This is a genomic window from Terasakiella sp. 4MB5A (assembly GCF_050058155.1).
Taxonomy (GTDB): Bacteria; Pseudomonadota; Alphaproteobacteria; order Rhodospirillales; family Terasakiellaceae; genus Terasakiella; species Terasakiella halodenitrificans.
In genome coordinates, this window is sequence record NZ_CP188815.1 from 741,958 (window position 1) to 766,833 (window position 24,876).

General features: G+C 48.2%; 22 protein-coding genes. 12 read left to right on the forward strand and 10 right to left on the reverse strand.

Going from position 1 to position 24,876, the window contains the following annotated elements; translation table 11 throughout:
* The first annotated feature begins 36 nt into the window (after positions 1–36).
* Positions 37–939, forward strand: coding sequence for a branched-chain amino acid aminotransferase (locus ACI0FF_RS03620; protein ID WP_419798775.1), 903 nt, complete (start codon positions 37–39; stop codon positions 937–939).
* A 55-nt stretch (positions 940–994) separates the two neighbouring features.
* On the opposite strand, the gene ACI0FF_RS03625 is transcribed toward ACI0FF_RS03620, so the two are convergent.
* The gene (locus tag ACI0FF_RS03625) at positions 995–1,543 is read right to left on the reverse strand and encodes a cysteine hydrolase family protein (protein ID WP_419798776.1); all 549 of its coding nucleotides are present in this window, start codon (positions 1,541–1,543) and stop codon (positions 995–997) included.
* 94 nt (positions 1,544–1,637) lie between these two features.
* Between ACI0FF_RS03625 and ACI0FF_RS03630 the strand changes: the two genes are divergently transcribed.
* Positions 1,638–2,576, forward strand: a complete 939-nt coding sequence (locus tag ACI0FF_RS03630; RefSeq protein ID WP_419798777.1) for a GlxA family transcriptional regulator — start codon at positions 1,638–1,640, stop codon at positions 2,574–2,576.
* Here ACI0FF_RS03630 and ACI0FF_RS03635 read toward each other — a convergent pair.
* Entirely contained in the window at positions 2,566–3,324 is a 759-nt protein-coding gene (locus ACI0FF_RS03635; RefSeq protein ID WP_419798778.1) for a substrate-binding periplasmic protein, read from the reverse strand. The two genes, ACI0FF_RS03630 and ACI0FF_RS03635, sit on opposite strands and share 11 nt — an antisense overlap.
* 15 nt (positions 3,325–3,339) lie before the next feature.
* Positions 3,340–5,673, reverse strand: a complete 2,334-nt coding sequence (locus tag ACI0FF_RS03640) for an ATP-binding protein (RefSeq protein WP_419798779.1) — start codon at positions 5,671–5,673, stop codon at positions 3,340–3,342.
* 261 nt (positions 5,674–5,934) lie between these two features.
* Between ACI0FF_RS03640 and ACI0FF_RS03645 the strand changes: the two genes are divergently transcribed.
* From ACI0FF_RS03645 to ACI0FF_RS03680, 8 genes are all read left to right on the forward strand, one after another.
* Positions 5,935–6,384, forward strand: a complete 450-nt coding sequence (locus tag ACI0FF_RS03645) for a c-type cytochrome (protein ID WP_419798780.1) — start codon at positions 5,935–5,937, stop codon at positions 6,382–6,384.
* Between the two features lie 24 nt (positions 6,385–6,408).
* Positions 6,409–7,725, forward strand: a complete 1,317-nt coding sequence (locus ACI0FF_RS03650; RefSeq protein WP_419798781.1) for a cbb3-type cytochrome c oxidase subunit I — start codon at positions 6,409–6,411, stop codon at positions 7,723–7,725.
* A gap of 102 nt (positions 7,726–7,827) precedes the next feature.
* Entirely contained in the window at positions 7,828–8,610 is a 783-nt protein-coding gene (locus tag ACI0FF_RS03655; protein ID WP_419798782.1) for a CbbQ/NirQ/NorQ/GpvN family protein, read from the forward strand.
* A gap of 6 nt (positions 8,611–8,616) precedes the next feature.
* The gene (locus ACI0FF_RS03660) at positions 8,617–10,545 is read left to right on the forward strand and encodes a nitric oxide reductase activation protein NorD (protein ID WP_419798783.1); all 1,929 of its coding nucleotides are present in this window, start codon (positions 8,617–8,619) and stop codon (positions 10,543–10,545) included.
* Positions 10,546–11,103, forward strand: coding sequence for a cytochrome c oxidase subunit 3 family protein (locus ACI0FF_RS03665; RefSeq protein ID WP_419798784.1), 558 nt, complete (start codon positions 10,546–10,548; stop codon positions 11,101–11,103).
* Between the two features lie 4 nt (positions 11,104–11,107).
* Positions 11,108–11,371 (forward strand): cytochrome C oxidase subunit IV family protein, encoded by a 264-nt coding sequence (locus ACI0FF_RS03670; RefSeq protein ID WP_419798785.1) that lies wholly within the window; start codon positions 11,108–11,110, stop codon positions 11,369–11,371.
* Between the two features lie 84 nt (positions 11,372–11,455).
* Complete coding sequence (locus ACI0FF_RS03675; RefSeq protein ID WP_417820239.1) at positions 11,456–11,950, forward strand: GNAT family N-acetyltransferase; 495 nt, start codon at positions 11,456–11,458, stop codon at positions 11,948–11,950.
* Between the two features lie 115 nt (positions 11,951–12,065).
* Entirely contained in the window at positions 12,066–13,148 is a 1,083-nt protein-coding gene (locus ACI0FF_RS03680; protein WP_419799685.1) for a glycosyltransferase family 4 protein, read from the forward strand.
* On the opposite strand, the gene fdhF is transcribed toward ACI0FF_RS03680, so the two are convergent.
* From fdhF to ACI0FF_RS03695, 3 genes are read right to left on the reverse strand one after another with little or no spacing between them, the layout of a single operon-like run.
* Positions 13,145–15,844 carry a formate dehydrogenase subunit alpha gene (gene fdhF / locus ACI0FF_RS03685; protein WP_419798786.1) on the reverse strand — a complete coding sequence of 900 codons (2,700 nt, stop codon included), beginning with the start codon at positions 15,842–15,844 and terminating at the stop codon, positions 13,145–13,147. The genes ACI0FF_RS03680 and fdhF overlap by 4 nt on opposite strands.
* Positions 15,841–17,304, reverse strand: coding sequence for an NADH-ubiquinone oxidoreductase-F iron-sulfur binding region domain-containing protein (locus ACI0FF_RS03690; protein ID WP_419798787.1), 1,464 nt, complete (start codon positions 17,302–17,304; stop codon positions 15,841–15,843). The genes fdhF and ACI0FF_RS03690 overlap by 4 nt, the downstream gene beginning before the upstream one ends.
* Positions 17,305–17,316: 12 nt before the next feature.
* Positions 17,317–17,787 (reverse strand): Lrp/AsnC family transcriptional regulator, encoded by a 471-nt coding sequence (locus tag ACI0FF_RS03695; RefSeq protein ID WP_419798788.1) that lies wholly within the window; start codon positions 17,785–17,787, stop codon positions 17,317–17,319.
* A 168-nt stretch (positions 17,788–17,955) separates the two neighbouring features.
* Here ACI0FF_RS03695 and ald point away from each other — a divergent pair, with 168 nt between their 5' ends.
* Positions 17,956–19,068 (forward strand): alanine dehydrogenase, encoded by a 1,113-nt coding sequence (gene ald / locus ACI0FF_RS03700; RefSeq protein WP_419798789.1) that lies wholly within the window; start codon positions 17,956–17,958, stop codon positions 19,066–19,068.
* Positions 19,069–19,164: 96 nt separating this feature from the next.
* Here ald and ACI0FF_RS03705 read toward each other — a convergent pair whose 3' ends face one another.
* Positions 19,165–20,349: an NAD(P)/FAD-dependent oxidoreductase gene (locus ACI0FF_RS03705; RefSeq protein ID WP_419798790.1), complete on the reverse strand. Its 1,185-nt coding sequence runs from the start codon at positions 20,347–20,349 to the stop codon at positions 19,165–19,167.
* 151 nt (positions 20,350–20,500) lie between these two features.
* On the opposite strand from ACI0FF_RS03705, the gene ACI0FF_RS03710 reads away from it, so the two are divergent.
* Entirely contained in the window at positions 20,501–21,592 is a 1,092-nt protein-coding gene (locus tag ACI0FF_RS03710) for an iron-containing alcohol dehydrogenase (RefSeq protein WP_419798791.1), read from the forward strand.
* Here ACI0FF_RS03710 and ACI0FF_RS03715 read toward each other — a convergent pair.
* The 3 genes from ACI0FF_RS03715 to ACI0FF_RS03725 all read right to left on the reverse strand — a co-directional run bounded on the left by ACI0FF_RS03715 (position 21,575) and on the right by ACI0FF_RS03725 (position 24,803).
* On the reverse strand, positions 21,575–23,050 hold the full coding sequence (locus tag ACI0FF_RS03715; RefSeq protein ID WP_419798792.1) for a pentapeptide repeat-containing protein: 1,476 nt from the start codon (positions 23,048–23,050) through the stop codon (positions 21,575–21,577). The genes ACI0FF_RS03710 and ACI0FF_RS03715 overlap by 18 nt on opposite strands.
* Before the next feature lie 101 nt (positions 23,051–23,151).
* Positions 23,152–24,027, reverse strand: coding sequence for an OmpA family protein (locus ACI0FF_RS03720; RefSeq protein ID WP_419798793.1), 876 nt, complete (start codon positions 24,025–24,027; stop codon positions 23,152–23,154).
* 11 nt (positions 24,028–24,038) lie between these two features.
* Positions 24,039–24,803, reverse strand: a complete 765-nt coding sequence (locus ACI0FF_RS03725) for a MotA/TolQ/ExbB proton channel family protein (protein WP_419798794.1) — start codon at positions 24,801–24,803, stop codon at positions 24,039–24,041.
* Between the last annotated feature and the right edge of the window lie 73 nt (positions 24,804–24,876).

Consider the following 24,876-nt stretch of genomic DNA (forward strand, 5'->3'; position numbering starts at 1 on the left):
ATAAAAGCAACTTTGTTACAAAAGAAGAGAAAAACCATGTCCAACCTTTCGTTTGACGACCGTGACGGTACGATCTGGCATGATGGCGAAATGATCCCTTGGCGCGATTCCAAGGTTCATGTTCTTTCCCATGCCCTGCACTATGGATCTTCTGTTTTTGAGGGTATCCGCGTATATGGCGGGAAAATCTTCAAATTGACGGAACATAGTCAGCGTCTCGTCGAATCTGCCAAAATTCTCGGTTTTAAAATTCCCTTTACAGTGGAAGAAATTGATGCGGCGACTCAAAAGGTGGTGGACGAAAACAATATTGTGGATGGTTACATCCGTCCGGTTGCCTGGCGTGGTTCTGAAATGATGGGTGTTTCTGCACAGAAAAATACCATCCATCTGGCTATTGCGGCGTGGGAATGGCCGTCTTATTTCGACCCGGAAGCCCGCATGAAAGGCATTCGTCTGGATAATGCGATTTACCGCCGTCCGAACCCGGAAACAGCGCCGAGCCGTTCCAAGGCAGCAGGCCTTTATATGATCTGTACATTGTCGAAACACGCGGCCGAAGACCGTGGTTATCATGATGCGATGATGCTGGATTGGCGCGGACAGGTTGCCGAAGCAACCGGTGCCAATATTTTCTTTGTGAATAAAGCGGGTGAAATCCACACACCGACACCGGATTGTTTCCTTGACGGGATTACCCGCCGTACCGTGATTGGTTTGGCAACAGACCGTGGGTATAAAATCGTTGAACGTGTGATCATGCCGGACGAGTTGGGTGATTTTGAAGAATGTTTCCTGACAGGGACAGCGGCAGAAGTCACCCCGGTTGCTGAAATCGGTGAATATAAATTTACACCGGGCGATATTTCACGCCAATTGGTGGAAGATTATGATCGTACCGTTCGCGGTCAGGCGTTGGAAAAAATCAACGCCGCTTAAGAACATGATCTGATTATGAAAAAAGGCCTCGTCGGTGTAGACGAGGCCTTTTTTATTACGCGCTGAGAAAGTCCTCAGTCGATAAGATACGGGCATAACTCATACCAAGTGCCGCCATGAAAGAGGCATGCACCTGCGGGGCGGAAACCGTTTCCCCCTTAAACGTCAGGGCGCGGGCGGCGCAGGCATCCTCAATGACCGTTACGGTGAAACCAAAATCGACCGCTGCGCGGGTTGTGGCTTCAACACACATTTGGCTCATCGCACCACAGACAATTAAAGTATCGATGTTCTGGGCTTTTATGCTGTCCAGTAAGGACGTTTCAAAGAAACTGTTGGGGCGATGTTTTAAAATGACGGTTTCGCCTGCCTGTGGGGCGACGCTGGCATGAATTTGTGCGCCATCTGTATCCGGTAAAAAGAATGGGGCGTTTTTAGCAAGGCTTTCGTGACGAATGTGAAAGATCGGGGAACCCGCTTGGCGGAAGTTTTCCAAAAGCATTTTCGCATTTTGGGCAGCCTGTTCCATTTCATGCAATTCAAAGGCACCGTTTGGGAAATAGTCATTTTGAATATCAATGAGGATAAGAGCCGTTTTTGTCATTGTGATCTCCTGTATATGAACTGTTCTGATTATTCAGCGATTTGAAAAGAAATGAAATTGGCGAAAATGACATTTTTTATGCTATATTCGCCAAATGAAAGAGGTATCTCGTAAAACGTCAATTGCAATTCTCGCCTATCCCGATGCGCAACAGGCAGCTGTTTTGGGACTGGCTGATTTATTTGAGGTCGCAAATCGCAATAGCGCAGCGCAGGCCGGGGGGCAGTTGGATGTTCGTATTCTTTCGGGGGATGATCTTAAAAAACGGGACCTTCCCTTTTGTGACACAATAATATTACCACCAAGTTTATCGCGAAATCGTCGTTATGATGATCAAGGGATACTTGATTGGATCAAGGCAGAGCATGGGCAAGGCGCAACGGTTTGTTCCATATGCGCCGGGGCGTTCTGGTTGGGGGCTAGCGGGCTTTTGGATGGGCGTCCGGTCACAACACACTGGTTACTGGAAGAAGATTTGCAACGTCAGTTTCCCAAGGCAGAGGTTAACAGTGAACATATTTTAATTGATGACCATGATATCGTCAGTGCCGGTGGTTTGATGGCATGGGTTGATTTGGGATTATTTGTGGTGACTCGTTATTTGGGGCAGCAAATCACGAGTGCAACCGCGCGCCATTTATTGATTGATCCCAGTGGGCGGGAACAGAAAAATTATCGCAGTTTTCGTCCGGTTTTGACCCATGGGGATCCTTCCATTTTATCGGTACAGCACACTTTGGAAAAAAACTACCCCGATGAGGTCAGCGTGGAAGGTCTTGCGGGACAAGCCCGTATGTCGGCGCGGACGTTCTTGCGACGTTTCAAGGCGGCGACAGGATTAACGCCGACGATCTATTTACAAAATTTACGGATAGAAAAGGCACGTGGTTTGTTGGAACGCACACGCCTACCCATCGGTGAGGTCGCCTGGCGTGTCGGATACAAAGATCCGTCGGCGTTTAGTCGAGTTTTCAAAGAGATAACCGGCCTGAAGGCAGGCCGGTATCGTGAGCGTTTTAGTATTAATTCATAACCGGTGTTATATCCGGTGCATTGAGGAATTCTTCTTTATCCAATGTTTTGGCGATTTCTTCGAGGCGTGCCATAACGTTTTCTGCATCCGGGTAGCTTTTATGTAAAATCAAATAGACGTTGGTCTTTTTTAATGTACTAAAGGCGATATCCTCAATCGGGGATTTCTCAAGGATTTCCGCGGCAGGAAAGGCATAGTCCAGAACATAATCAGCGCGTCCGTTTGCAAACATTGAGAAAGCCGCTGCGTGATTGGGTGCGGGGTAGTTTTGAATTTTATTTTCTTTTTCCTGAATGTATTTCAGCGTTCCGGCATAGCTATATCCTCGGATCGTAATCACGCTTTTGCCATTCAGGTCATCTAATGATGTGATGGTCGGGGTTCCCTGTTTATGAAAAACGCGAATTTCAACAACGGCAACCGGGTCTTTGCTGACGAGACAACAGTCTTGTAAAATAGAGGGTGCATTAACCAACATGGAAAACTTGGACACGCCTTCACGAAGGTTTGCGAACATACGTTTGGCGGGATAATCCTTTGCTTGCCAGGGAATGCCTGCTTTTTCAAACAACGGTTGGGCAAGGCGGACCAATGGGTTTTTCAGTTTACCATCAGCATCGCGTTGTGTTGTCCAGACGGAAATATCCGGATAGGCATATTCAATTTTTTCCGGTGCGGCTTGTGCCTCCAGAAAGACGATTGCGTTGCAAAATGAAGCGATGAGCATCAATCTCAAAAACAACATCATAGTTTTCTCCCCCCTTTATACATTCAGTACTGAATTAACCGTTTTGATCAAGGCCAGAATATCTACGGGCTTGGTCAGAAAACTTTGGAAACCCTCTTCTATGCCGCGCCGTATGGTGTCCGGGTGGACATTGGCGCTGAGAGCAAAGACAGGTATGTCCTTGGTTTCTTTATTTTGTTTTAATATTTTCAGGGCCTCAAATCCATCCATGCCGGGTAGGTTCAAGTCCATGAGAATTAGGTCAAGCTGGTTTGTCGATGCGAGTTCAAGCCCTGCTTCTGCTGTCGGAGCTTCCAACAATTCGGTATGTTCAAATTTATCAAAGATTTCTCTGACCAGCATCATGTTTTCAGGGTTATCTTCTACATAGAGAACCCGACAAGGCAGGAGTTCCACTCTTTGATTATTCAGGGAAAAAGTGGTCGTGCCTTCTTGATGTTGAAGGGGACTGGCTTGAACGATTTCAAATTCAAACCAGAATGTACTGCCGACACCCGGTGTACTTTCAACACCGATTTGCCCTTGCATCAAATGAACCAGTTTTTGGGAAATGGACAGGCCGACACCCGTTCCTTCTGTATCAGTGGTTTCCGCCCCCAAGCGGTTAAAGGGGGTGAAAAGTTGATCGATTTGGTCTGACGTCAATCCGTTGCCGGTATCGGTAACATTAATCCGTAACCAACGTTTCTTTTCAACGCTGAGTGATATGTCCACACGGCCTTGTGGGCGATTATATTTAATAGCATTAAAACATAAATTCATCAAAACCTGACTGAAGCGTGTCACGTCCGCAATGATTTGTATGCCTGCGGGGATATTATCGTAGTTTGTGGAAATGGTGACTTCATAATCTCGGGCCGCAGCTTCCAATAAATCAATATTGTCGTTTATGCTATCGATCGGGGAAATCACTTCCATATTCAGATTGATTTTACCGGCTTCAACTTTTGAAAGGTCGAGAATTTCGTTGATCAAGGTAAGCAAATGATTGCTGGCGCCGAGAATTTGATCGACGTAAAGGGCTTGTTGTTTATCAAGGACCTTTTTCGGGTTCATGACCAAAAGTTGTGCAAATCCAAGGATGCCGTTGAGTGGTGTGCGTAATTCATGGCTCATACTGGAGATGAATTCGCTTTTGGCCTTACTGGCGACGTCAGCCTTTTCTTTGGCTTTTTGCAGTTGTTCCTGATAGTGAACCTGATCTGTCACGTCACGCGCGGCACCGCGATATCCCATAAATTGATCGTTGGTGTCGTAGTAGGGGCACCCGCTTAATTCGATAACGCGAATATTTCCGTTACGGGTTTTTAAACGATAGCGGAAATCTTCAAGCGGTAATTCATTCCTGAGAATTTCGTCATAGGCTTCCCATATATCGGGTTCATAATCAGGAGAGAGATAGGCGGCAAGTGCATGGCGTTGCTTGCCCAGAATATCTTCTTGAGAAAGGCCAGTGACTTCATAGCAACGACTGGACACATAGGTGAAGCAGTGATTCTCACCCGTTTCCCAAAACCAGTCTGAGGCCGATTCGGCGATATCGCGCAAGCGTTGTTCGCTGTTTTTGAGGGACTGCTGCACATATTCGCGTTCGATGATTTCCTGGCTCAAATGTTGGGTGCGTTCATGGACGCGCAATTCCAGTTGAGAATTGATGGTCTGGACTTCTTCATACGCATGTTGCAGACTTTTATTGGTGTCTGCCAATGTGTTGAACGTCGCACGCAGCTTATCACCCATATGATCAAAGCTTTTGCGCAGAGACTGAATTTCGTCGTCTTTTGGATCGTGTTCGTAAAGTCCGTCAATGTCCGATTGGGCCAGTTCCTCTGTGATGCTCTCGACTTTTTCAGCAAGGGAACTTAATCGGCGCGCAACGAGTCGATAGAAGATGGCAAACATGAACATGGCGACAAAGAATGTTTTGACACCGTTGCTTAATAAAATGCCGAGTGCTTTTGACAGAACGCGCTCGTAAATTTCATCGAGACTGGCAACAACATTGAGGCTCCCAATGTTTACCTGTTCGCCGCGTTTATCATAAATCAGGGGATAGGAACGTTCGACCACATGCTCGGATTTTGGGGTGCCTGCTTCCCATGCACTTTTCCCATTTTCGGTTTTAACGACAACATGCTCGATATTGCGAAGGTTTACCAAGCCTTCCAATGATAAAAGAATCTGTTCCTCGTCGAAGCTCCAAACACTTCCTGAGATTGTTGGGACATTTACCGTCACATTATTAAGTGTAACGTCCAGATCATTGCGTTGTTCAGTATAATCTAAAAACAACTGAACAGCTGTTATGAAAAAGGTAATCAAAGAGCTGAACGCAATGATAAGCGCCATCAGCTTTTTCCCGATTTTATTCCCTTTTTTCAAATACGAAGCCATCTTGTGAACGTGTCTCTGAGTAACGAACGTGATTTTTATAAGATGATAGGGGAGGATAAAACGAAAAGATAGTGTTTATCTTGTCTTAAATGGTCAAACGATGTGAGTTTTGACCAACCTCAATTACCTATCAGGTATGCTTAGTTAGATTTCAGCATAGGTTGAAGTTGTACCTGAGGGGGCGCTTCCGCCATATTGTGTTTGATGGAGATTAAAATGAAAGACCGCTTAACTATTAGTGCGGCTCGAAACATTTTCTTCGGGGGAACAATTTTCTTCTTTGCGATTTTCACTTTGTTGGTCGTCCAATCTGTTATGTTTGTTGACGAATCCTCTAAGCCGGAAAATCTGAATGAGAAAGTCGCCCTTGGGAAAGAGGTTTGGGAACGGCATTCTTGTGTTAACTGTCACAGCTTGCTTGGCGAAGGCGCTTATTTTGCACCGGAACTGGGTAACGTTTGGGTTCGTCGTGGTGGACGTGACGATGCCGCAGGGGCAGCCGATTTCATTAAAGAATGGATGAAAGCCATGCCTACAGGTGTTGAAGGCCGCCGCCAAATGCCGCAGTTTAACTTGACGGAAGAAGAACTGGACGGGCTGGTTGAATTTTTCAAATGGACCAGTGAAATCAATACCCAAAACTGGCCGCCGAATGATGCGGGCTAATGGGTGAAAGCTGAGGACATTATTATGAAATATCAATCTCAAAAAGTGGCACTTTACTACTTTACGGGTGCCCTCGTTTTGTTCGTTGCCCAAGTGCTGTTCGGCTTGCTTGCCGGTGCCGTCTATGTGGTTCCGAACATGTTGGCAGATGTTCTGCCGTTTAACGTTATTCGTATGGTTCACACCAACGCGCTGATCGTATGGCTGTTGATGGGCTTTATGGGTGCGGCTTATTATCTGGTTCCGGAAGAAGCGGAAACAGAATTGCACAGCACTAAGCTGGCGATTATCCAGTTCTGGGCGTTCTTCCTGGGCGCAGCTGCGATTGTTGTTAGCTACCTGTTGGGTAACCACGGTGGTCGTGAATTCCTTGAGCAGCCGCTTTGGGGTAAAATCGCGATTGTTATCGTAGCTCTTATTTTCCTGTTCAACCTGACTATGACAGTGTTGAAAGGTCGTAAAACAGCCGTTTCTTTGGTGCTGTTGGTCGGTCTGTGGGGTGTTGCGGTCTTCTTCCTGTTCGCTTTCTACAACCCGGTAAACCTCGTACTGGACAAAATGTTCTGGTGGTGGGTTGTTCACCTGTGGGTAGAAGGTGTTTGGGAATTGATCATGGCATCAATTCTGGCCTTCCTGATGATCAAACTGACTGGTGTTGACCGTGAAGTTGTGGAAAAATGGCTTTACCTGATCGTATCTTTGACATTGTTCACAGGTATCTTGGGTACTGGTCACCACTACTACTGGATCGGGACGCCTGGTTATTGGCAGTGGATCGGTTCTATCTTCTCTACTTTGGAAGTTATTCCGTTCTTTGCGATGGTCGTCTTTACTTTCTACATGGTTTACAAAGGTGGTCGCGACCACCCGAACAAAGCAGCTTTGCTGTGGGCTTTGGGTTGTGCTGTTATGGCCTTCTTCGGTGCTGGTGTATGGGGCTTCCTGCATACATTAAGCGGCGTAAACTACTATACTCACGGTACGCAGATTACAGCTGCACACGGTCACTTGGCATTCTATGGCGCTTACGTCATGGTTAACATTGCCATCATGACTTATGCATTGCCGAACCTGCTGGGCCGTTCACCTTACAACCAAATGCTCAACATGTGGGGCTTCTGGATCACGACTTCTGCGGTTTCGTTCATGACATTTGTTCTGACGTTCGCTGGTACGGTTCAAACTCACCTGCAACGTGTTCTGGGTGAAGGTTTCATGGACGTTCAAGATCAACTTGGTCTGTTCTACATGATGCGTCTGGGCTCTGGTGTATTTGTAGTGCTTGGTGCGGTTATTATCGTCGTAGCACTGCTGCTGCCGGGCAAAGAGAAACAGGCATAATTCTGCCATTCTCTTAAGGTAAATGGGGGGCTATAGGGTTGTATTATCAACCTTATGGCCCTTCTTTTTGGAAAAATGTTAACAATAGAAAAAGCTAATATCATGACAAAATCCATCCCTCATTATGTTGAAGCATCCAACGAATGCACCTTGTTTGAACAAGCATTTAAAAATAAACTCCCTTTGTTACTCAAAGGGCCGACCGGGTGTGGGAAAACCCGTTTCGTCAGCCATATGGCGGCGCGACTCGGTTTGCCGCTCTATACGGTTTCTTGTCATGATGATTTAACCGCAGCGGATTTGACCGGGCGTTATCTGCTTAAAGGTGGTGATACGGTTTGGACAGATGGTCCTTTGACTCGTGCCGTGCGCGAAGGCGGGATTTGTTATTTGGATGAAGTCGTAGAAGCGCGCAAAGACGTAACTGTTGTTTTGCACCCTCTTACAGATGACCGTCGTGTTTTACCGTTAGACCGTACAGGTGAAGAATTGGTGGCACCGGATAATTTCATGTTGGTTGTTTCATACAACCCTGGTTACCAGAATGTGATGAAGTCCTTGAAACCGAGTACGCGCCAGCGTTTTCTAGGTGCCGAGTTTGATTTCCCAGAACTGGAATTGGAAACAAAAATTATTGCCGGTGAAAGCGGTTTGGAAGAAGACCGTGTGCGTCCGTTGGTCCGTTTGGCTAATAAACTGCGTGAAATGAAAGGTCAGGACCTTGAAGAAGGGGTGTCCACACGTTTGATCGTTTATTGCGCAAGTCTGATTAAAGCCGGAATGTCAATTGATGATGCCGTTTTACATGCGATGATTGAGCCACTGACTGATGAACCCGACGTTAAAGAAGGCTTGCTGGAAGTCGTTCGCGTTACATTCGGATAAAAGAACATGAGTTGGATGGAGGTCATAGAGGTCGAGGAGTTTGTCGGCTCGCATTGGCACAGAATCATCAGCAATGGGGTGGCCAGTTATGGTTCCCACCCCGAAGCTGCGGTGACACTGGATCAGGTGCGTGCGTCCCTTGGCGTCTTTTTCCGGGGTCTTGGCGGTGCCAAGGGTGTGGAAATCGCAGCGGCGAAGAATGAAACGTCGCACCACCGACTATCGTTTCGTCAACGTTTGGGGATGGGAGAAGAACGAACGATTCGCCCGACACTTGACGGACATACCCTGATGCTGCCGATCGAGTTGGATATTTTCCCTGAAAAGCAGCTGAACAAAGAACTTTTTTACTGGCTGTCTGCATTTTTTGCTGCCAGTCCGGATGATAAGCTGGAAGAAACGGATAATGCCTTTCATCGTGATTTGATGTTTTTAAAACGGGTCTATGAAGTCCAGCTTTCTGTTTTGCAGGAATTACCCGGTATTCGTCCGATCTGGACACGCCTGTCTTATGGGTTGCGTATGATGCGCCCGAAAAAAGGCCTGCCACCTTTGGAAAATATGGTTGAAGATATCGTCCTTTATTTGTTGGGCGGTGAGAAACCCGAAAATTCGGCAATGGCCTATATCTTTGAAGGCGGTGCATTGCCTGATGATGAGGTCTTGCAATATAAGCCGTTTTTGCCTGTCCCGTTATGGGGGGAAATTCTTGAACGCGAGATGTCCAACGTTAAAAAAGGCGATCAGGAAATGGGCGGCGATATGTCGCGCAAGCAGGCAACAGATCGCAAGCTTCGATCACAACGCCGCGAACTGGATCAGGCCAACCGCGATGATGGGTTTTTCTTGCACATTTACGACAAGATCATGTCTATTGCCGATATGTTGAATGTAAACCGTAACGTAGAAGACGAAGAAGAAGACGAAGCGGTCAAGGCAATTGACGATCTGGAACGGGTCACGGTTAGTGAACATGATAAAAAGGCCGCAACCAAGATCAAAATGGATCTGGACCTGCCCGGTGATGAGGTTGATGAAACCCGCCTGATCGGGGAAAAGGTGGTGCCAGAATGGCATTATCGTAAAGGTATTTATTTACAGGATCATTGCCGTGTTCTTATACGAACAGGTTTGGAAGAAGGGGAAGACTGGACACCGGATGAAGCCGCCAGACGGCGTATTCGCCGAGTGAAGCGCCAGTTCGAAGCCTTGCAGGCCAAGCGTGAAGTTTTGCATGCTCAACCTGATGGGGAAGAACTGGATCTTGAAGCTGTGGTGCGCGCACGTGCGGATATTAAGGCCAGCGGGCGTTCCAGTAACCGCCTTTATTTATCCAGTCGCATGCAAACGCGTGATTTGGCAATTTCTTTGCTGGTTGATGTTTCGCTTTCAACCGATAGCTGGCTGGATAACCACCGTGTTATTGATGTGGAAAAAGAAGCCCTGACCATTTTAGGTAATGGGCTGGCGGCGTGTGGGGATGATTTTGCGATCAATACCTTTACATCGCGCAAACGTGACTATGTCCGGGTGGATTGTCTGAAAAGTTTCGACGAGGCTTTTGGTCCAAAGGTACAACGCCGGATTTCTGCTTTGAAGCCAGGGTATTATACCCGGATCGGGGCGGCGTTACGTGCGGCGGCTGAGGATTTGGCAGAACGCCCTAATCGACAAAAATTGTTGTTGGTGATTACGGATGGTAAACCCAATGATGTTGATCATTACGAAGGTCGCTACGGTATCGAAGATAGCCGCAAGGCTGTACAGGAATGCCGTCAAATAGGATTGACCGTTTTCGGGGTGACGGTTGATCAAAAAGCACAAGACTATTTCCCTTATATTTTTGGTCGTGGATCTTATCAAATCGTCGGGCATGTCGCCAAACTGTCGACGGCCTTGCCAAAAATTTATCGCCAGTTGGTAAAGGGCTCATAGATGGAGAAAGTTGAAGAAGGCGGTGGCTGGGGAGCGTTAGACGATCTGCCCGGCAACCCGATGATGTGGATTTTGATCATCAGTGAATTGCTGGTGTTCGGCGCATTCTTCCTGAGCTTTGGGGTGTCGCGCATGCTGGACCCGGTTGGCTTTGGCCAATCTCAGGCCTTGCTGGACGGTGTCTATGGCGGGGTGAACACGATTGTGTTGATCACCAGTGGATTTTTATGTGCCGTTGCGGTGGAAAGCAAATCTGTACAACGTACCCGCGGATTATTGGCGGGTGCCATTGCCTTGGGCGGCGTCTTTGGCGTTATTAAGATGATCGAATATGGCGATAAGTTCGATCAAGGTATCGGAATTGAAACCGATACGTTCTTTACGCTGTTTTTCCTCATGACGGGTTTTCATTTTCTGCATGTTATTTTCGGCATGATTTTGTTGGGAATCGGGATTTGGAAGCCACGCCGCGATATTCTGGAAACCGTCTGTGCTTTTTGGCATATGGTCGATTTAATCTGGGTGCTGTTGTATCCGCTGGTTTATTTGGCGAGGTAGAAACATGACACGCTTATTTATTGTCTGGGCGGTGCTGGTCGGTTTGACCGTTCTGTCTATGATCAGCGGGCAGGCAGGCAGTGATGTACCTCATCTTTCTGTTCTGGCCTTGGCCCTGTTGTTTGGCTTCAGTGTTTTAAAAGCCGAAGGTATTTTGCGCCATTTCCTTGATCTTCGTTCTTCAAGTGCGGGGTGGCGTGGTGGATTTACGGCCTTTTTAATTGGTTTGGCGGTTGTCCTATTCGCGATGACGGCTTTTAAAATCTAAATACCAACTTCTCAAGCTCAAGCCTTTTTCTGTATTTCATAGAAAAAGGCTTGGCGCTTCTGTGGCTTACTGCTATGGGACATTATGCAATGGACCATAAAAACGGAAGCGCAGTGTCCTGTGGATGAAGAAAAAATCTTCGCACTTGTTGCACGGGCGCTTGGGGAAAACTGGACAACCAAATCTTCCCACCAGCTTCGGATCGGTCGTGATCCTGTCAAAGACCTGTCACTGGTCGCCTTTTTAAAGGATGAACTGGTTGGAACCGTGCGCCTGTGGGACATTCAAGCCGGTAATGCCGGGGATGCGTTGTTGTTGGGGCCGCTGGCGGTTGAACCAAGATTGCATGGTCTGGGGCTGGGTAAGGCCATGTTGTTAAAAGTCATCGATTTGGCAGGCAAGGCCGGATATGGCGCGATTGTTCTGGTGGGCGATGGACCTTATTACGAACGCGTCGGTTTCAGTGCAAAACCAACATGGTTGATGCGTATGCCGGGACGTTACGATCAAAACCGTTTGTTGGGATATGAATTGATCGAAGGTTACCTGAGCGGCAAAGACGGTGTGATTACACGCTAGAACCTTTTAGTCTCTTTGCGTTCTGCTTTAGAAAAAGAATCATACTCCTGTCTTCAAAATGTAATGACCTACATGTTTGTCTCTATCGGTTGTATCGATGGGGAAAGGTTCGGTTTTGCATATTTTGATCGTTACAGACGCGTGGCATCCGCAGATTAACGGGGTGGTGCGGGTGCTGGATACATTGCGCACACGTTTGATGGATCGGGGGTTTGAAGTCAGTGTGATTTCTCCCAGTGATTTTATAACTGTTCCTTGTCCCGGTTACGCTGAAATTCCGCTGGCTGTTTTTCCGCAACGAAAAATCCGTTCCATGCTGAAACGCATGCGCCCGGATGTGATCCATATTGCGACGGAAGGTCCGATCGGCTGGTCGATGCGCAAGGTGTGTCTCAAAAAAGGACTGCCTTTTACAACGGCTTATCACACCAAGTTTCCGCAATATGTCCATGAACGTCTGCCGTTTCTGTCCCTTGATCGTCTGTATGGCGTGATGCGTAAGTTTCATGGGCCGAGCAAATGCGTTTTTTCCCCATCGCACAGTGTGGCGAAAGAATTGGCCCGTTTTGGGTTTGAAAATGTCTTTGAATGGTCGCACGGGGTGGACACGGATACTTTTAGTCCACAGGAAAAAGATTTTTTTGATTTACCACGCCCAATCCATATGTACGTCGGGCGTTTGGCGGTGGAAAAGAATATTTCGGCTTTTCTTGATCTGGATTTGCCGGGGTCCAAGGTCATTGTCGGCCCCGGCCCATTGCGCGAAGAATTGATGGAAAAATACCCGGATGTCTTATTCCATATCCCCTACAGTGATCGGGAATTGGCCCTGTGTTATTCTGCAGCCGATGTTTTTGTCTTTCCCAGTTTAACCGATACATTTGGTCTTGTGATGGCGGAAAGTCTGGCGTGTGGCGTGCCTGTGGCGGCCTATCCGGTGTCCGGCCCGCTGGATGTATTCGGACAGCAGGCCGCTTGCGAGACATCGTTTGGGGCCTTGCATGATGATTTGGGAAAGGCGGTGAAAAAAGCATATGGCAAGCTTGTTCCAGCCTGTCGCAGTCATGCCCTTCATTTTTCATGGGACCGGGTGGTTGCGGAATTTCTCGACAACATTTATCCGATTGATCCGGCCTTGAAAGACAAGCGTTGGAAAGTGCGCAAACGTTCTGCAAAGTTTATTCAGAAAGCATCTTAGGTTTTCTCTATCTTGGCCGCACAGGTTTTGACCTCGGGTATTTTACCGTAAGGATCAAGCTCCGGGTTGGTGAGCAGGTTGGCTGCTGCTTCTTTAAAACAGAATGGAATAAATACCATACCGGGGGGCACATCGCGGTCCGGGCGCGCATGAATATCGATCGTGCCCCGTCGTGTGGAAACGGTGATGATGTCACCGGCTTCGATATCGCGTTTTTTCATTTCTTTCGGGTTTAAGCAGGCAACAGGTAGGGCTTCTATTTGATCCAGTACGCCTGCGCGCCGTGTCATCGCCCCGGTGTGCCAGTGTTCCAGCATGCGCCCGGTTGTCAGGACAAAAGGATAGTCGGTATCCGGGACTTCATCCGGCGGGATTAAATCAGTGGGAACGATACGTCCCTTGCCTGTTTCGGTGGGGAAACCGTCCCCAAACAAGACGGCTTGATTGTTGGGGTAGGTCAGGCTGTTTTCATTTTCCAGCCGTTCCCATGTAATGCCATTTAACGAAGCCATGACGCTGGACATTTCACGGTAGACATCACGCACATGATCATAAGACCAGTTCAGCCCCAGACGGTTGGCAATCTCGCAAATGATCCAAAGGTCCTGTTTGGCATCACCCGGCGGATCAACGGCTTGTCGGCCCAGTTGTACCTGTCGGTTGGTGTTGGTGAATGTACCTGTCTTTTCAGGAAAGGCGCTGGCGGGCAAGACCACATCGGCGTACATGGCTGTCTCTGTCAAAAAGATATCCTGCACGACCAGATGATCTAAGGAGGCCAAAGCCTTGCGGGTATTGGTGGTGTCCGGGTCCGACATGGCGGGGTTTTCCCCCATAATATACATGGACTTAATTTGTCGGGCCAGAATGGCATGGATGATTTCAACAACCGTTAGGCCGGGATCGGGATCAAGTTCAGTCTGCCAAAAATTGGCAAAACGATCATGAATGGTTTTATCGCCAACTGCTTGATAATTGGGGTAGACCATGGGGATTAATCCGGCGTCCGATGCACCTTGAACATTGTTTTGTCCCCGCAAAGGGTGCAGGCCGGTACCATCACGCCCGATTTGTCCGGTGATAAGGGCCAATGCGATCAGACAGCGGGCATTGTCGGTGCCGTGGACATGTTGGCTAACGCCCATTCCCCAAAAAATCAGGGCGCGCTTTGCCTTGGCATAAAGGCGGGCAATTTTGCGTATTTCATCAGGTTCAATGCCGCAAACAGGCGCCATGTCTTCCGGGCTGAAAGATTGAATACGGGTGCGTAGCTTTTCAAAATCCTGTGTGTAGGTTTTGACATATTCATGATCAACAAGGTCTTCGTCGATAATGGTGTGGATCATGGCGTTGAGCAGGGCAACATCGGCCCCCGATTTAAACTGAACCATATGATCGGCAAAACGACTAAGCGCTTGGCGGCGTGGGTCCATGACAATCAGTTTGGCCCCTTGTTTAACCGCCTTTTTAATATAAGTGGCGGCAACAGGATGGTTTTGGGCCGGGCGTGCGCCGATAACGATAATGACATCGGATTTTAACGCATCCATAAACGGGGCGGAAACGGCGGCAGACCCAATCCCTTCCATCAGGGCCGCAACGGAAGACGCGTGACATAGACGGGTACAATGATCCACATTGTTGGTGCCAAATCCGCTACGGATCAGTTTTTGAAACAGGTAGGCCTCTTCGTTTGAGCCTTTAGCAGACCCAAAGCCCGCAAGTTCTGCCCCTTTGAACGACTTAAAACCATTGGCGGCCTTTTCCAGTGCTTCATCCCACGTGGTTTCGCGAAAATGGCTAAGGGGGTTGGCGGGGTCCATTTGTTCTTTTGGGGCACTTTCCTTACGGATCAAAGGTTTGGTTAGGCGTTGCGGATGATGGATGTAATCAAAACCAAAACGCCCCTTTACACAGAGCTTTTCTTCATTCGCCGGACCATCGCGGCCATCGACACGCACAAGGTGGTTATCCCGTACATGATAGGTCAACTGACAGCCAACCCCGCAGAAGGGACAAAGCGAGTCCACACGTTTCGAGCTGTTTGATGTTGTAACAGCTTCCCCCGTTTGCGGATCACGCGGTAATAAGGCCCCGGTTGGGCAGGACTGGATACATTCCCCGCAGGCCACACATGTACTGTCAAACACCGGATCGTTTTGATCGAATGCAATGGTGGAACGCGCCCCGCGTCCAAACATACCCAGGACATCGTTGCTTTGCAGGTCCTGACAGGCGCGAATACAGTTGGTACATTGAATGCAGGCGTTTAAATTCACAGCCAAGGCCGGATGTGTGAAATCGGTGTCGAGGGTTGGGCGTGAGGAAAAGCGTGAAGTTGTGATCCCGACCTCATTCGCCATTTGCCAAAAATGTGAATTTTCATCGGGGCTTTGCCCACGTTCAGGATGATCGGCAAGTAACAGTTCCATAATCATTTTACGTGATTTTGTGACACGTTCTGAATGGGTGTGAACCGTCATGCCGTTTTGGGCAGTGCGTTTGCAAGATGCGGTTAATGTGCGCTCGCCTTCGACCTCAACAACACACAGGCGGCAATTTCCATCAGCCTTATTGTGTGTATGATAACCGGAACAGAGATGGGGCAGGGAAAGGCCTTCGCGTTTGGCAATATCAAACAGGGTTTCATCTTGTTCTGCGTGAACGGTTTTGCCGTTTAGGGTGAAGGAAATCATGCAAAATCCTCCGCAAAATATGTCAGGGCAGAAAGCAGCGGATTGGGGGCCGCTTGTCCCAGTCCACAGATGGAGCTATCGCGCATAACCGCACACAATTCTTGTGCTAAATCCCTATCCAGATTGTGACGAAGCATATTTGAAAGCTTGTCGCAACCGACGCGACAAGGCGTGCACTGCCCGCAGCTTTCATGGTTAAAGAAATCCAGCAAATTTTGGCAGACGGTTTTCATATTGTCGTGATCCGATAACACAATGACGGCGGCCGATCCGATAAAACAGCCGTATTGTTCCAGCTGTCCAAAACCCAATGGCAGATTCGCCAGATGGGCCGGTAAAATTCCACCAGATGCGCCACCGGGTAAATAGGCCTTGAATTGATGGCCTTCCAGCATGCCACCGCCATATTGGGTGATCAATTCTTGTGCGGTGATGGTGAGGGGGGCCTCGTAAACGCCTGGTTTTTTGATGCGACCAGATAAGGAATAAAATCGTTTCGATCCGGCCTCAATCCCGTTTTGCAAGATATCTTGCACCCGCCAAAGCGTTTCCACATTATTGATCAGGGTTGGGCGACCAAATAATCCTTGCTGGGCGGGGTAGGGGGGCTTGATGCGTGGAAGTCCACGTTTCCCTTCCAGACTTTCCAAAAGGGCGGTTTCTTCCCCGCAGATATAAGCACCAGCCCCCCGGCGCAGGTGAATAACACGCCCATCTGTATCAATCTTTGGCAATTCGGTTTGCAGGATATGGCGGATATCTGCATATTCGTCGCGCAAATAAATATAGATATCTTTCGCGTTGATGACATCAGCAGCGATTAATGCGCCTTCTATTACCTTATGCGGGTTTGTTTCCAGACAGTGGCGGTCTTTGAATGTACCGGGTTCGCCCTCATCGGCATTGATGACCAATACGGCGTTTGAGGCTTTATCAAAAAAACGCCATTTATCCGCGACTTTAAACCCAGCACCGCCTAAGCCGCGCAGGTTTGCAGATTCTAAAGCATGTAAAACCTGATCTGGGTGTCCCTTATATTGGCGATAGATGGCATAAGCGTACGAGGCATAATCTATATAATCGGTTGGCGTTTTCTGTGTGTGCGGCAGGGAAACTGGGGCTTCGGCACATCGACCCACGCAGGGAACGGGGGCACCCTTACCCGCCCCGAACATCGCACAGGGCAGACTGACACAGGAGTGTTGCGGGGCAGGTGGGCCGTTTAAATGAAAATGTGCATAAAAACTGGCAACTTCATAGACTTGAGCCTGAGACAGGCGCATAACCTCGGCCAGTGCTGTGATGCTTTCTTTATCCAGATGACCGAAGGTATCCTGAACCAAATGCAGGTTTTCGATCAACATGTCGCGTTGTTGTGCATTGTGCCCAAGTAATTGAGCGATCATTTCACAACGGCTCAGATCCGCAATGCGGCCTTTGGGAACGAATCTCTTTTTCATAAGCAAACTATATCAGATATCAGCCATTTTCACGCCGGTTTTCTTGCAGACGGTGCGCAAGGCAAAGCTGGAGCGAATGCGGGAAACACCGGGCATACGTGACAGATAATTTCGATGGATATGTTCGTAACCTTCAGGACCAGCGCACGCAATGCGCAATAAATAATCTGCATCACCTGACATCAGGTAACACCCACGGACGTCTGGGCAATTGATAACAGCGTGTTCGAAGGCATCGACGGTTTCCTCGCTTAGACTGCGCAAGGTGATTTCTACAAAAACATTGGTGGGTTTGCCGACGGCGGTCTGATTGACCAACATGGCATAACCATCGATGAAGCCGTCGTCTTCCAGTCGTTTAACCCGGCGTAAGCAGGCAGAAGGAGACAGGTTGACCGCATCGGCGAGGTCTGCATTGCTCATACGTCCATCGCGTTGCAGGAGGGTAAGAATCTTACGATCTGTTTTATCTAGTTCATTCATTGCATGATAATTCTGTAAAATTAAAAATATTTCGAATTATATGCGTAAATTAATAAATTTCATAGTGTGATTTAGCAGCACATTCGAGAGGACTTGATATAGCATCACTGCATAACAAAATTATATCTATGTAAGGGATAGTCACCCTGGTTTTCAAGGAGAGAGAGAATGCTTATCGGTGTACCTAAAGAAATTAAAAATCATGAATACCGTGTTGGCATGACGCCGAGTTCTGTACGCGAAATGGTACATCATGGCCATGAGGTTTTGGTCGAAACCTACGCCGGGAATGGTATTGGCTGCAGCGATGCAGATTACGAAGCAGCGGGCGCTAAAGTTGTTGGAACGGCGGCTGAAATTTTTAGCCGTGCAGAAATGATTATCAAGGTGAAAGAGCCGCAGAAAGTAGAATATGAGCAACTGAGCGAAGATCAATTGCTCTTTACATATCTGCACCTTGCGCCGGATCCTGAGCAAACAGCCGGTTTAGTGAAATCTGGTGCAACCTGCATCGCTTATGAAACGATTACGGATGCCCGTGGTGGTTTGCCTTTGCTGGCACCGATGTCTGAAGTTGCCGGACGTATGTCCATTCAGGTTGGTGCAAACGCTTTACAAAAAGCCAACGGCGGTCTTGGGGTTCTGTTGGGCGGTGTACCGGGCGTACAACCGGGTAAAGTGGTTGTTATCGGCGGTGGAGTCGTTGGCACAAATGCGGCCCGTATGGCAATGGGATTAGGGGCTGATGTAACAGTTCTGGATCGTTCTTTGCCACGTCTGGCGTATCTTGATGATGTCTTTGGTCCTCGTTTGAAAACACAATATGCAACGGTCGACGCCACAGAAGAACTTGTCTATGGTGCCGATCTGGTTGTTGGTGCGGTCTTGGTTCCGGGTGCGGCTGCACCTAAACTGATCCGTAAAGAGCAATTGTCTTCAATGAAAAAAGGTTCCGTCATTGTGGATGTTGCGATTGATCAAGGCGGGTGTTTTGAAACATCCAGAGCCACGACCCACCAAGACCCGACTTACATCGTTGACGATGTGGTTCATTACTGCGTGGCCAATATGCCGGGTGCGGTTGCCCGTACATCTACATTTGCATTGAACCATGCCACCTTGCCGTTTGCGCTGGCTTTGGCTGATAAAGGCTGGAAGAAAGCCTGCGCAGACGATGCGCATTTGCTGGCAGGTTTGAACGTTCACAATGGCCGTGTGACTTACAAGGCCGTTGCGGATGATCTGGGTTATGATTATCTCGATCCGACAACCCTGATCTAGGAACCTGAAATCAGGTTCTTAAAGTCGGTGCTTCTTTGTTGCCCGTAAAGAAGCACCGCTCTTTTCCAATGGAATATGGCTTTTTAGCCTATTGCTTTAGACATATTGCCCGGCACAATAGCCGGATGCCCATGCCCATTGGAAATTAAAGCCTCCTAAATGCCCGGTCACGTCGATAACCTCCCCGACAAAGAAAAGACCGGGCACTTTTTTTGCCTCAAACGTTTTGGATGACAGTTCGTTGGTGTCCACCCCGCCGCGCATGACTTCGGCTGTTCGGTATCCTTCCGTTCCACTGGGCAGCAGGTGCCAGTCATTGATGGATGTAGCCAAGGCATGCAGTTTTTTATCGGGTTGATCCGCGAGCTTTTCTTTGCAATCGGCTTGTTCACTCAGGCGTTGCGCCAATCGTTTGGGCAGGATGGTCGCGATGACGGTCTGGGCTTCTTGTTTTGGCTGGCCCTGTTTCGCTTTTTTCAGCAATTCAAAGACGTCTGTGTCGGGGGCAAGGTTAATCTGGACTTCTTGTCCCGGTGTCCAGAAGGATGAAATTTGTAACACGGCCGGACCACTAATGCCCTTGTGGGTAAACAATAAAGCTTCACGAAATTCGGTCTTGCCCAGTTTGATGATAGCTTCAAGGGCGATGCCTTGAAATCCGGCTAATTTATCGCGGGTGTCCTGATCAAAGGTAAAGGGGACAAGGGCCGGGCGGGGATGGATCACGTTTAACCCCATTACTTCGGCCTGTTTCAAGCCGAAATTGCTTGCCCCGATTTTTGGAATGGATAGTCCCCCTGTGGCAATGACGAGATGTTCACATTCAATCTCGTGTTCAGGGCTCATAACCAGAAAGCCACCGTCGCGTTTGCTGACACCTTCTACTTTGGTGTTCAGGCGAATTTCTACATTGGCTTTTTTGCATTCTTTTTCCAGCATATCGATGATTTGCTGGGCGCTGTCGTCACAAAAAAGTTGCCCATGGTCGCGTTCATGGTAGGCGATGCCGTATTCGGAAATCAGACTGATGAAATCCCAGTTGGTATAGCGTTTCAAGGCGGATTTACAAAAGTGCGGATTTTCTGACAGATAGTTTTTCGCGGAAATATCCATATTGGTGAAATTGCAACGCCCGCCGCCGGAAATTCTGATTTTTTCCGCCAGTTTTTTGGCGTGATCAATCACCAATGTTTTACGTCCGCGTTTTCCAGCCTCAATGGCACACATCATGCCGGCTGCACCGGCCCCGATAATCAGTACATCCACTTTTTGAGTCGCCATGACATCTTCCATATTGTGCGGGCTAAAAAACTACCTTCTGCATGAAGTTGGTGGTTCTGTCCAGCTTTGTACGTGTGAAATAACTTTTGGGAATTGATTTTTCGAAAGAATGTGACAGATTGTTCAACATAAACATAAAGGTGATGAAGCAATGACAATTGCATTTGCGGCAAAGGCCGTGCCGGAACTGATTTTTGCGCGCGGCGCTTTTGACAGCTTGCCAAAGCGCGCAGCAGCTTATGGCACGAATGTTTTGCTGATCGGGGATGCCTATTTGAAAAATCACCCGAGCCTGTTGAAAGAAGTAACTGACAAACTGATTGTGGCTGGGTTGCGGGTGGATCATGTCAGTGCGCAGGGCAAGCAAACGCAGGAAGCCAGCCGCAAAATTACAAGCACTTATGATTTGGGACAATATGATTGCGTGATCTCGTTGGGGGGCGGGCGTGCAATTGATACCGGCAAGCTGGTTGCTAAAATGTGTCCCCATATTGCCGTACCGACAACAGCCGGGTCCGGTGCCCCGATGAATGGCGTGATTTTCGGTGGGGCCGAAGCGGTTGAAGAAACCTTCAATTCATTGTTAGTTCCAGATTTGGTCATCGGTGATCCGGTTTTTATTGATGAAATGGATCGTGATGATTTTGCGGCCCGAGCCTTAACGGTTTTGATGTTGCTGATGGAAGCATATGTTTCACCCAAGGCTTCTGTGTTATCGGATGCCTTGGTGTGGTCGGGGTTGGAAGCCTTTGTTCGTGGTTTTGTGCGTGGTGTTGAGGGTGACCCACTGGGGCGGGATGATGTTTTTTATGCATCCTTAATGGCGGGTGTGGGAACCGGACAAGCCGGATTTGGGTTGACCCACCGTTATGGCGCGATCATTGAACAAAAAGCAGCCTTAACCTATGCACAGGCTTGTGCGACCGTTTGTGCAGAAACAACGGATTTGCAGTTACAGTTATTAGCTGATTTTTTCCCAGACCATGCGGCAATGGATAAATATGCCCTTATCGGCGAATTGATTACAGAACGTCCTTTTGAAGACCGGGAAGAAGCTTATGCGTCCCTGGTCGGGACATTGCGTCGATGGATAGCGCGTTTGAAATTATCCAAAATTTCGCTTAAGGAAACGGCCTTAATCGGTATATGCCGTACGATTGAACGTGATTGGGATGAAACGGTTTTGCCAGTTCATCCCGATTTAAATGACTTGGAAATGCCGCTGTTACGGCGTCTCCTTTAACGCTGACGGCAATCGGGTACTTGAATCGGTAATGGCACGCCGAATTTGTTCGCGGATTAAACCTTGTACAGAGGTTAAATTCACGCCCCGTAAATTTGCGCGATGCAGGTTGGCTCCGCTTAGATTAACACCGCGAAGGGATGCGCCTTCCAAATTGGCCCCGGAAAGATCTGTTCCCAACATATTGGCCCGGTCCAGCCGTGCATTGCGCATGTCAGCACGGGTCAGGCGTGAAACCCGTAAATCTGCGCTGGAGAGAAGGGCATCTTTAAACGTAGATCCGCTTAGATCGGCCTTGCGAAAAACGCTACTGGTGCAATTGACGGCTTCAAAATTGGATTGGGGAAGGATGGCTTTGGTGAAATCCACCTCCATAATGGATTGTCCACGAAAATCAGAATGTGGACGGTTGGCGCGTAATCCGTCGCGCCCACCGCTGTTTACCCATAGTTTGTGGAGGTCTAAACATTCATCTAAATCAATAATTTCTTCAAAATCATCATTTTCCGGTCCGACTGGTTCTACGGCAGGAGGAGGTGATTTTTCAGTTGGGGTTGAGGCGACAATATCGCTTTCGTCTTTGGTTTTATCTGCGTTTCGTTCAATGGTTTCTTGAACTGTTTTTTCGCTTGTTTTGACTGAATGATTTTCTTTATTCACAACAGGGGGGGATGGTGTTTCATCAACCAAATCGTAATCCGGGCGGTCTTTTGTGGAGGCAGGCGTTAAGTCGCTCTCTTGAAAAGACATGCTGGTTTTATCGTCATCAGGACGGGTTTGGCTGGTTCCCCAATCAAAGGTCTCGTCCTGAGAGGAGATTTTTTGTTTTCCTTGAGATGATCCCATTAGGCCATTCAGTGACGGTGTTGCGGCTTGATTACGGCCACTGGAAGAACTGTCAGCGCTTAATGTTACGCCACCGACGGGGCGTGAACGTGTGTAGCTGTCCAGCTTGAAATCATTTTGATTTAAGGTGTCGCGTCGATCTTGTCCGTTGAAATGCGGGTCGTCACGCGTGCGGCGTTCCGGTCCAAAATATTTGGCAACACAGATGAAACGCCGGGGCTTTAAGATTACAGCGCGGGTAAAACGTAGCAATTTTTCCGGGCTAAGCGGTTTACGCAAAGCGCCCTCAATACCGGCTCGGCAGGCTTCGCGCAGCATATGTTGGGAGACTTTTTCCAACAATAAAAGGATCGGTGTTTTATAAAAGGCCCCATCGTTGAGGCTGCGAATTTGACGGACAATCTCGATGCCGTTGGTATCCGGGAATTTAAGGGCAAGAAGGATAAGGTCCGGGTTGATATTGCCGATATGTTCAATCGCTTTGTGCGGAGATGGCGTTGCGATGAAATCACCGATATTGTTGTCTATATAGGTTGTTCTTGCTATGTCGATACTTTCCGGGTCAATGTCGCAGAAAATAACTTTATGTGTACTAAAATCGAAATCCGTCATGAGGGGCCTATGCTAGACATTCTTCTTCAGATTGTTATCCCACAAAACTATAATAAACGGATAATAAAACAGTTCAACTATTAAGCGATTATTAAAGACAATTATTTCAAGCCGGAGTCTGGGCGTGGCCCAAAAACACTTTCCAACTGGTTCTGAACATCATTGGCTTGTTCTTTTTCTTTTTCACCTAACACCAGCGTAATTTCGACACGCCTGTTTTTAGCGCGGCTTTCCGGTGTATCATTTGGGACCAGTGGGCGCGAATCCCCAAAACCCTGTACAGCCATTTTACTGGGTTCAATGTCTGAATAATTCAGGAAATGGTGAACGACGGATGTAGCACGTGCGGCAGAAAGTTCCCAGTTTGAACGATAGGGACCGCCACTTCCCAGAGGGATGTTGTCGGTATGACCGCCTACGAGAACTTCGCCTTTGGACTTTTTAATCACATCTGTGAGTTTTTCGAGAAGGTCTGCAAACGCCTGACCGATATTGGCGGAACCAGAATCAAATGCGATTTCGCTGGGGAAACGGATTTTCACTTCGTTTCCGTCACGTTCAACATCGACACCTTTGTCGGCAGCTTCTTCTGCAATGATTTTAGCGACTTCATTTTCAACGTCAGAGGCTTGCTCTTCTGGTGATTCAGCCGGGTTAATATCGAATTCTTCCTGATCTGTGGTGTCGGGGATTTCCATTGATACGGTTGGAACCGGTGATTTTGTCGGTGAAATATTACGGGCAGCTTTGCGCTCAAGTTGCCCATCGACTTCGATTACGCCTGCCAAACGGTCCTGTTTAGAAATACCGAACGCATTGCGCATGGCACCGGCCATTTGCTTGTATTTTATCACGTTCATTTCAGAAAAGGTCAGCAAAAGAACGAAAAGCACCAATAGCAAGGACATCAGATCGGCGAAAGTCGCCATCCATGCCGGTGCGCCCGTCGGAGGGCATTTTTTCTGTTCTTCAGCCATCGGCTATAACCTTACTCACCATCTTCTTCGGCAGGTTTGCCGCCCGGCAGATACACGCCCAGCAGTTCTTGCAGAACCATCGGGTTTTGGGAGGCATGGATTTGCATCACGCTTTCGATAATCAAAGCGCGGGTGTTTTTGGTGTTGTCGATCTTGATTCCAAGCTTGTCGGCCAAGGGAATGGCAATCAGGTTGGCCAGAACCGCACCGTAAAATGTTGTCAACATCGCAACGGCCATCGCCGGACCAATGGCGGCAGGGTCAGACAGGTTTGCCAGCATTTGTACCAGACCGATCAATGTTCCGATCATTCCGAATGCCGGGGCCATATCACCGATACCGCGCCAGAAACTTTCCCCGGCCATTTCGGCCTTGATCGCCATATCGACTTCTTTGGTGATACTTTCTTTAATGACTTCGGCAGCCATACCATCCACACACATGCGAATGCCGCGCGCCATCAATTCATTTTCAATGGTAACACTTTCCAGACCCAGCAAACCTTTCTGGCGTACGATACCTGCCAGTTCGATGGCAATATCATAGACACTACGTGGGTCATCAGCAGAATTTTTGAAAGCGATTTTGCCACCGATTTTTAAGGCAGCGATACATTCTTTGAGTGGAAACTTAACAAGGGTCGCGGCTGTTACACCACCGAATACAACGACAATAGAGGGAATATTGATGAATGAACCAAGGTCGCCACCCAACATGATCGAAACCACGATGAGGACGAGACCGATAGCGATACCTAATAGCGTTGCGAGATCCATTAATTTTTGCCGTTCTTGTTATCTGCCTGCGGTTATTTGTTAAGCTTAGCGATGAGTTCTTACCAAGTTCCTA